This window comes from Achromobacter sp. (genome assembly GCF_057314935.1).
On record NZ_DBHKZA010000088.1, the window covers coordinates 13,440 to 22,564 of the forward strand.

Consider the following 9,125-nt stretch of genomic DNA (forward strand, 5'->3'; position numbering starts at 1 on the left):
GCACCTACCGCCACCTGTTCACCGCGCAGGTGATCGCACTCGTCGGCACAGGCCTGATGACGGTAGCGCTCGGCCTACTTGCCTACGAGCTGGCCGGGGCCGATGCAGGTGCGGTGCTCGGGTCGGCGCTGGCTATCAAGATGCTGGCCTATGTGGGAGTCGCTCCAGTCGCACAGGCCTTCGCCGACCAGTTCCCGCGACGGTCATTGCTCGTAGCGCTGGACCTGGTACGAGCGGTTGTCGCGATCTGTTTGCCCTTTGTCACCGAGGTCTGGCAGATCTATCTGCTGATCTTTGTCCTGCAAGCGGCATCCGCCGGCTTCACGCCGACTTTCCAAGCCACTATCCCGGACATCCTTCCCGATGAAGAGGACTACACGAAGGCGCTGTCGCTGTCCCGGCTGGCCTATGACCTGGAAAGCCTGATTTCCCCGATGCTGGCTGCTGCGCTGCTGACCGTCATCAGCTTTCACAACCTGTTCGCGGGAACAGTGCTCGGTTTCCTCGTTTCAGCCGCGCTCGTGGTCAGCGTGCGGTTGCCCACAACTATTCCCGGACCGCGCCGCGGCATTTGGGATCGCACGACCCGCGGCACACGCATCTATCTCGCTACGCCACGCCTGCGGGGCCTGCTGGCGATCAGCTTGGCCGTCTCGGCGGCGGGCGCCATGGTGATCGTGAACACGGTGGTTCTCGTGAAGGCGCGCTTTGGCCTAGGCGAGGTCGAAGTGGCGTCGGCACTGGCGGCATTCGGAGGCGGTTCGATGGTGGCAGCCTTCGTTCTGCCATCCTTACTGGAAAAGGTGGCCGACCGAACCGCGATGCTCACCGGCGCTACCGTACTGGTCGTGGGCACGGGGATCGGCGCACTGCTGCCGAGCTATGCATTGTTGCTGCCGCTGTGGTTGATCATCGGCTTTGGCTACAGCGTGGCGCAAACGCCATCCGGCCGTCTTCTGCGCCGCTCGGCCCATGCCGAGGACCGTCCTGCGATCTTCGCGGCACACTTCGCGCTGTCGCACGCCTGTTGGCTCATCTGCTACCCACTTGCCGGCCGCTTCGGCGCGGTCATGGGCTTGCCATCGACCTTCATTGTCATGTCCCTGGTCGGCTTGGCCGGCGTGGCGCTGACGCTCTGGCTGTGGCCGGCCAGCGACCCTTCTGACGTGGCGCATGACCACCCCAGCTTGCCGCCGGATCACCCTCATTTACGCACACACGCAGACCAAGGCAGGCACCATCACCAGCTGATTCTGGATGACCTGCACCGTATCTGGCCGAAAGGATAGGCACATTTTCTCGTTGCGGCATCACAACGCATGGCTTCGGAGGCTGAGAAGGGTGAGCGAAAATATATCACATGAACACATATTCATGTGTTATATTTCGCCATAGTCAAACACTCAACCAGCAGAGGCGCCCATGTCCCAATCCAATGCACATGACCATGGTCACGACCATGATCACGACCACACCCCCACAGTGACGAGCGCCAACGAGCGCAAGGTTCTGGTTTCCTTCTTCCTGATCTTCGGCTTCATGCTCGTGGAAGCTGTCGGCGGCGTGCTGTCGGGCTCGCTAGCCCTACTTGCCGATGCTGGCCACATGCTGACCGACGCCGTGGCACTTGCCCTGGCTTACGCTGCCTTCCGATTCGGTCGCCGCGCAGCCGACAGCAAACGCACATTCGGTTACCTGCGCTTCGAGGTCATCGCCGGCTTCCTGAACGCCGTGACCCTGTTCGCGATCGTCGCATGGATCGCCTACGAGGCGTGGGAGCGGCTGCAGGCGCCGCCCGTCATCCTCGCCGGCCCGATGATGATCGTCGCCGTGCTCGGCTTACTGATCAACGTCCTCGTGCTGTGGATCATGACCCGCGGCGAAACCGATCACGTCAATGTGAAAGGTGCCATCCTCCACGTGATGGGTGACCTGCTCGGCTCTGTCGGCGCCATCGTTGCAGCGATCGTCATCTACTTCACCGGCTGGACTCCGATCGACCCCATCCTGTCGGTTCTAGTAGCGGCGTTGATTCTGCGCAGCGCCTGGAAGCTCCTGGCCAAGTCGATCCATATCCTGTTGGAGGGTGCGCCAGAGGACGCTTCGCCGGAAAAGGTGGAACAAGGCCTGATGAGCACTGTGCCCGGCCTGGCGGCTGTCAGCCATGTTCACGTGTGGCAACTCACTTCCGGTCGCACGATGGCCACGCTACACGTTCGACCCAACGTGGACGAGGAGGCGCGAGCTGTGGTCAAGCGCGTCGAGGCGGTGCTGCGAGAGCAGTTCAGCATCGAACACGCCACAGTCGGAATCGACTGGAACTCGGAGGCTGACGAGAACATCTGCAGCCTGCAACCCACGACAGGCCGTCAGGACCACAGCGGCCACGACCACAGTGAGCACAATCATGACCATGACCACTCCGCTCCCGGTCACAAGCATTGAGGCCGTGCTAGACGGTTCGCAGTTCACTTGAGGGTTTGAATCCATGACATCCCGCAAAACCACCAGCGCCGCTATTGTGCAATGTTCGACCTCTAACCACGGCACGACCACTGATGTCCTCGCACTATCGCAAAGTGACGTCGCTGTTCTGGCAGAGACCTTCCGCCTGCTGGGCGACCAATCGCGATTGAAAATCCTGTTGCAGTGCATGCGCGGATCGGTCGCAGTGGGCGACATTGCTGGCTCGCTAGACCTGTCGCAGTCCTTGGTCAGCCATCACCTGCGCCTGTTGCGCGGCGCGCGCCTCGTGCGCGGCGAGCGCCAAGCCAAGCACATCTTCTACGGCATTGCCGACCAGCACGTCAGCCAGGTACTCCAGGACATGGCGGTTCACATTTCGGAGGACAGACACGACGATTGACTGAACATGTGAGTGCGCGCCGGCCTACGCCTTCAAGGGGTAGGCTTTTTTTGGCTATTAATCTAGAGAGACACCGGCGCGCCTTGCTGAATGCCTAGAAGACCCCAAGCAAAAAGCACTCTAAAAATAAACACTTGAACATATCTTCATGTGTGTTATTATTTGTCTACGGGGTATCCGAAAGGCGTAAGGACCACGCCATTATTTTTAACGTCAAGGAGTATTGACCATGTCCAAGAAAATTCGCTTTGCTGTTCTGCTTTCCGCACTTTTTGCTGCTGGAGCAAACGCTCAACCGTTCGCCGCAGATATGACACGGCAACAGGTCCAGGAGGATCTGGCTGCTTGGAGGCAATCTGGGTTGGAAGCGTTGTCTCGCGGCGAAAGCGGCCCGGATACGTTCAGCCCTCAATACCAGGCTGCCTTTCAGCGCTACTTGCAATTGACCCAAGGTGATATGTATCAGGCGCCCTCAGCAGGAAAGACTCGTGCTGAAGTGATGGCTGATTTGGAACTGTGGAAAATCTCCGGCATGCACGCGTTCACCTCGCGCGGAATCACCACCGCTTCGCACACCCAAGCCTACCAACAAGCCTACGAGAGCTATCTCCAGCTCAAGCTGGGTGCGGCTTACAAGGCTCCGGTGGCATTGACTCGTGCTCAAGTAAAGAGTGATTTGGCAGATTGGCAGGTTGCGGGAATGGCTGGATTCTGGGCTGGTGAGCAGACGCCTGATACCTATAGTGATGCCTACCGCACCGCATTTGAAACCTACCAGATGCTGCGCAACAAAAAATGACTTAATGGCAGCTGCATAAAGCAGCGGTCGGATGGTTCAGCCAGAAAGAGATTCTTTCTTTTTTTTGAATAAACATACAAACAAGTGTTCATTTGTTTGCATAACATTCCGATCGCTGATTTGTGCGTCCTGCCACGGCGATTACTCAGAGAACCAGGAGATTGATATGTCTTTGGAAACATTGGACGGCACAGGAGCGCAGGACGAACAACTGGGCTTTCGGGTCGAAGGTATGGATTGCGCCAGTTGCGTCGGCAAGATTGAAACAGCGCTTGGTCGAATTGATGGCGTATCAAATGTACAGGTTAATTTTACAAATGAGACGCTGACGTTGACGCGCAGCACAAGTAGCCGAAATACTGCACGCGACATTGCCAAGAAAATCCGGTCCCTGGGCTTCGACGTGCAGGCACTGCCCGCGTCCGAAATGTCCGCAGCACCTGCACCGTGCCATGCGGCCCACGCGCATGACCACGCCGGCTGCGGCGGCCACCATGACCATGGGCATGCCCACGACCACGGGCACGATCATTCGCACGGCAAAGCGTGCGGTGATGACCATGGGCATGGCCATGCTCACGGCCATGCCCATGCCCATGACCACGGTCACGATCACGGGGCCTGCAGCGGGCATGACCATGCGCCGGCCTCTGCCTCCCGTGGAGCACCCAGCACGCCCCCCAACGTGTCCATGCGCGTCGAGGGCATGGACTGCGCCAGTTGCGTCGGCAAGATCGAAACGGCGCTCGCTCGCATGGATGGCGTGTCCGATGCCCGCATAAACTTCACCGCAGAAACGCTGGAATTGACGCTCGCGTCTGGCGGCCCCACGCAGCTCGGCCACATCGAGAAGACCATCAAGAGCCTGGGCTTCGGCGTCTCCGACGTGCGCCGCCATGATGGCTCAGCACCCGCGGCCCCAGCAGCAGCATCGACGGCGCGCCATCAGCGCTGGTGGCAGACGAAGAAAGGCAAGCACGTGCTGGGCCTGGGCGGCCTGATGGGCTCGGCCTACGCGATCGCGCAGTTCGTTCCTGGCTACGCTGAATGGATCTTCGCCGCTGCGGTGATCGCGGGCGTGCTGCCGTTCGCTCGCAAAGCCTTCGCGCTGGCTGTGTCAGGCTCGCCGTTCTCTATCGAAACGCTGATGGTCGTCGCCTCGCTGGGCGCGCTCGTGATAGGCGAGGCCGAGGAAGCTGCTGCCGTGGTGTTCCTGTTCGCGATCGGCGAGCTGCTGGAAAGCGTGGCCGCCGGCCGCGCGCGCGCCGGCATCAAGGCGCTGGCCTCCCTGGTGCCTAAGACGGCGGTACTGCTCGATGCCGCGGGCGGGCAGCGCGAAGTGCCCGCCGCTTCCCTGCGCGTGAGCGACCGCGTGCTGGTGCGCCCTGGTGACCGGGTGCCTGCGGACGGCAAGATCCTCCGCGGTGAAAGCAGCCTGGACGAGTCGCCTATCACCGGCGAGTCCGTACCGCGTCAAAAGGCTATCGGTGCCGACGTGTTCGCCGGCTCCATCAACGTCGATGGCGTGCTCGAAGTACAAGTCGAGAAGACGGCATCGGACAACACCATTTCTCGCATCATCCAACTGGTGGAGCAGGCGCAGTCCTCCAAGGCGCCCACGGCTCGCTTCATCGAAAAGTTCAGCCGCTACTACACCCCTGCCGTCATGGCCATCGCGGCGTTGATCGTGGTGGTTCCGCCACTTGCCATGGGTGGCGACTGGGGTACCTGGCTGTACCGCGGCCTCGCACTGCTGTTGATTGCCTGCCCATGTGCGCTGGTGCTCTCCACACCGGCGGCCATCGCCTCGGGCCTTGCGGTGGCCACGCGACGGGGCCTGCTGATCAAGGGTGGCAACGCGTTGGAAACCATCGGCCGCGTGCGCGCCATTGCCTTCGACAAGACTGGCACGCTGACCGAGGGCAAGCCGCGCATCACCGAGGTCCTGCCCTTCGGGCTGTTCAAGCATCAACAGGTCCTTGCGCTTGCCGCCGCTGTCGAGTCCGGCTCAAACCATCCCTTGGCGAAGGCCATTGTCGCCCATGCCAAGAGCCTGGACGTGGCGATTCCCCAGGCCACGGGCGCATCGGCCATTGCCGGCAAGGCGGTGCGCGCCACCGTGAACGGCAGTGCGCTCGCTGTCGGATCGCCCGCCCATGCGGAACAGACGGCCACGCTGACAGCCGCGCACCGCAGGGAAATCGACAAGCTGGAGGATGGCGGCAAGACCGTGGTGGTCCTGTTCGACGAAGCCAGCAAGAACGTTCTGGGCCTGCTGGCCCTGCGCGACGAGCCCCGCCGCGACGCGCGCGAAGGCGTGGCCCAGCTCAACGCCATGGGCGTGCGCTCGGTCATGCTGACCGGCGACAACCGCCGCACCGCGCAGGCGATCGCCGGCAAGCTGGGCATCGAGTGGGAGGCCGAGCTGCTGCCGCAGGACAAGCTGCGCTTGGTCAACGAGATGAAGCGTGATGCCAAGGTGGCGATGGTCGGCGACGGCATCAACGACGCGCCGGCCCTGGCGACCGCCGACGTGGGTATCGCCATGGGCGGCGGCACGGACGTGGCGCTGGAAACCGCCGATGCCGCGCTGCTCAAGAGCCGCGTCACGGACGTGGCCCACCTGGTGGCCCTGTCGCGGGCGACGATGGCCAACATTCACCAAAACGTCGTATTCGCCATTGGCCTCAAGGGCTTGTTCCTGGTCACCACCGTGTTGGGTATCACCGGCTTGTGGGTTGCCGTGCTGGCCGACACCGGCGCCACGGCCCTGGTCACGCTGAACGCACTGCGCCTGCTGCGCTTCAAGGGCGCGCCGGAGGCCAACCACGGCGACGACGCCGGGCGTCCCACCACCTTGTCCGTGCCGTCTGCCCGCTGAGGCAACAAGAGGGCTTGACCTTGCCGTCGTTGTAACGCCTAGCCTCCACACAAATGTCTGCAGAGCGCTTCGGAAGGGCCGGAGTCCTGCATCCAAGAAAGGGTCACTTCCATGCGTAAAAAAATCAGAATCATTGTGGTGGCAGGCGTCATCGCAGCCGTCGGGGGGATAGCGATCGCTGCCCGCGACGCCAAGGACGAGGGCAAGGCCGCGGCGCCCCCGGCGGGCGCGCCGATGGCGCCGCAGGTGCCCGTGGCCGAGGTCATTACCGCACGGTCGCGCCATCGGCCGAGTACACCGGCTTCCTGGCCGCGCCCAAGACCGTCGAGCTGCGCTCGCGGGTCGGCGGCGCCGTCGATGCGGTGAGCGTTCCCGAAGGTAGCCTCGTGCGCAAGGGCCAACTGCTGTTCCAGATCGACCCGAGGCCGTTCCAGGTTGCGCTCGACACGGCCGTGGCGCAACTGCGTCAGGCCGAGGTGCTGGCCAGCCAGGCCCAGGCCGACTTTGACCGCGCCGAGCGCCTGGTGGCGACCGGCGCCGTCGCGCGCAAGACCTATGACGATGCCGCCTCCGCACGCAACGCGCGCCAGGCTCAGGTGCAGGCGGCTAAGGCCGCCGTTGCTGCGGCTCAGCTGGACCTGTCCTACGCCCGCGTCACTGCGCCCATCGCCGGGCGCGTCGACCGCGTGCTCGTGACCGAGGGCAACTTGGTCAGCGGTGGCGGCGCCGGCGCGGCCACGCTGCTGACCACGATCGTATCCATCGACCCGTTGCACGTGTACTTCGACATTGATGAGGCCACCTATCTCAACGTCGTCAGCCGCTCGCGGCCCGCTGCGGGCGCCGGTAGCAAGGCTTCGCTGCCCGTGCAGGTCGGGCTGACCACGGACAAGGGTTTCCCGCACAAGGGCGCGCTTGACTTCGTCGGCAACACCATTGACCGAAGCACCGGCACGATCCGCGCGCGCGCCGTTGTGCCCAACCCGGATGGGCGCATGGCACCCGGCATGTTCGCCCGGGCCAAGCTGTCCACCGGCGCGGCGCGCGAGGCCGTCCTGATCGACGATCAGGCCGTGGGCACCGACCAAGGGCGCAACTACGTGCTGGTCGTGGGCGAGAACAACCAGGCCCAGTACCGGCCCATCGAACTGGGGCCGGTGGTGGACGGGCTGCGCGTCATCAACGGCGGCCTGCAGGCCGGTGAGAAGATCATCATCAAGGGCCTCGTGCGCCCCGGCATGGCGGTCACGCCGCGCATGGTGCCCATGCAGGCGCCCGCGGCACCGGCCGCCGGCGCGACCGGCGCGACCAAGGCTGCGGCAAACGCTCCGGCTCCCGCTGCGGCGCCTGCCAAGGCCGGTGGCGCGGACCCCGCCAAGGCTGACGGCGCGGCCGGCTCGGCGGAGGCCCGCAAATGAATTTCCCCCGCTTCTTCATCAACCGGCCGATCTTCGCCATCGTCCTGTCGGTGCTGATGCTGATCGCGGGCGCGATCAGCTATTTCCAGCTCCCCCTGAGCGAGTACCCCCAGGTCACGCCGCCGACGGTGCAGGTCACCGCCAGCTATCCCGGCGCCAACCCGCAGGTGATCGCCGACACCGTGGCATCGCCGCTGGAGCAGGCGGTCAACGGCGTGGAAGGCATGATGTACATGCAGTCCCAGATGTCCACGGACGGGCGGATGGTGCTGACCATCTCGTTCGAGCAGCACATCGACCCCGACGTCGCGCAGATCCAGGTGCAGAACCGCGTCTCACGCGCGCTGCCCCGGTTGCCGCCCGAGGTCCAGCGCATCGGCGTGGTCACCGACAAGACCGCGCCCGATATTCTCATGGTGGTGCATATGCTCTCGCCGGGGGACCGCTACGACCCGCTGTACGTGTCCAACTACGCGATGCTCAACGTGCGCGACGAACTGGCGCGCCTGCCGGGCATCGCCAACGTGATCATCGGCGGTGAAGGCGAGTACGCAATGCGCGTCTGGCTCGACCCCGAGAAGGTCGCATCGCGGGGCATGACCGCCAGCGATGTGGTCGCCGCCATCCGCGAGCAGAACGTGCAGGTCGCAGCCGGCTCGATCGGCCAGCAGCCGAATGCGTCGGCCGCCTTCCAGGTCAGCGTCAATGCGCTGGGGCGCCTGACCACCGAAGAGCAGTTCGGCGACATCGTGATCAAGGCCGGCGCCAACGGCCAGGTGACCCGCCTGCGCGACGTCGCACGCCTGGAACTGGGCTCGGACAACTACACCATGCGCGGCCAGCTCGACGGCGAGAACGCGGTCGGCCTGCAAATCCTGATGACGCCCGGCTCCAATGCCCTGGACACGTCCAGCGCGGTGCGCGCGACGATGGAGCGGCTGCAGGCCAAGTTCCCCGAAGGCATCGAGTACAAGATCGCCTACGACCCCACAGTCTTCGTGCGCGCCTCGCTCCAGTCCGTCGCCGTCACGCTGCTGGAGGCCATCCTCCTGGTGGTGATCGTGGTGGTGCTGTTCCTGCAATCTTGGCGCGCGTCGATCATTCCACTGATCGCCGTGCCGGTCTCGCTGGTCGGCACGTTCGCGGTGATGCACATGTTCG

The 9,125-nt window shown here is 63.7% G+C and carries 7 protein-coding genes; all 7 read left to right on the top strand.

Going from position 1 to position 9,125, the window contains the following annotated elements; all coding sequences use genetic code 11:
• On the top strand, nucleotides 1-1,289 hold a 1,289-nt coding region (locus ACO6D5_RS25105; protein WP_485826868.1), incomplete at its 5' end, for an MFS transporter.
• 133 nt (nucleotides 1,290-1,422) lie between these two features.
• Nucleotides 1,423-2,445, top strand: coding sequence for a cation diffusion facilitator family transporter (locus ACO6D5_RS25110; RefSeq protein ID WP_003821153.1), 1,023 nt, complete (start codon nucleotides 1,423-1,425; stop codon nucleotides 2,443-2,445).
• Between the two features lie 43 nt (nucleotides 2,446-2,488).
• On the top strand, nucleotides 2,489-2,866 hold the full coding sequence (locus ACO6D5_RS25115; RefSeq protein WP_003821152.1) for an ArsR/SmtB family transcription factor: 378 nt from the start codon (nucleotides 2,489-2,491) through the stop codon (nucleotides 2,864-2,866).
• Nucleotides 2,867-3,095: 229 nt separating this feature from the next.
• Entirely contained in the window at nucleotides 3,096-3,665 is a 570-nt protein-coding gene (locus ACO6D5_RS25120) for a DUF4148 domain-containing protein (RefSeq protein ID WP_270116641.1), read from the top strand.
• Nucleotides 3,666-3,831: 166 nt separating this feature from the next.
• Nucleotides 3,832-6,546, top strand: a complete 2,715-nt coding sequence (locus tag ACO6D5_RS25125; protein ID WP_012614060.1) for a heavy metal translocating P-type ATPase — start codon at nucleotides 3,832-3,834, stop codon at nucleotides 6,544-6,546.
• A gap of 329 nt (nucleotides 6,547-6,875) precedes the next feature.
• Complete coding sequence (locus ACO6D5_RS25130; protein WP_485826871.1) at nucleotides 6,876-7,964, top strand: efflux RND transporter periplasmic adaptor subunit; 1,089 nt, start codon at nucleotides 6,876-6,878, stop codon at nucleotides 7,962-7,964.
• Nucleotides 7,961-9,125 (top strand): efflux RND transporter permease subunit (locus ACO6D5_RS25135; protein WP_485826869.1); only part of this gene is annotated, 1,165 nt, incomplete at its 3' end. The genes ACO6D5_RS25130 and ACO6D5_RS25135, both read left to right, overlap by 4 nt.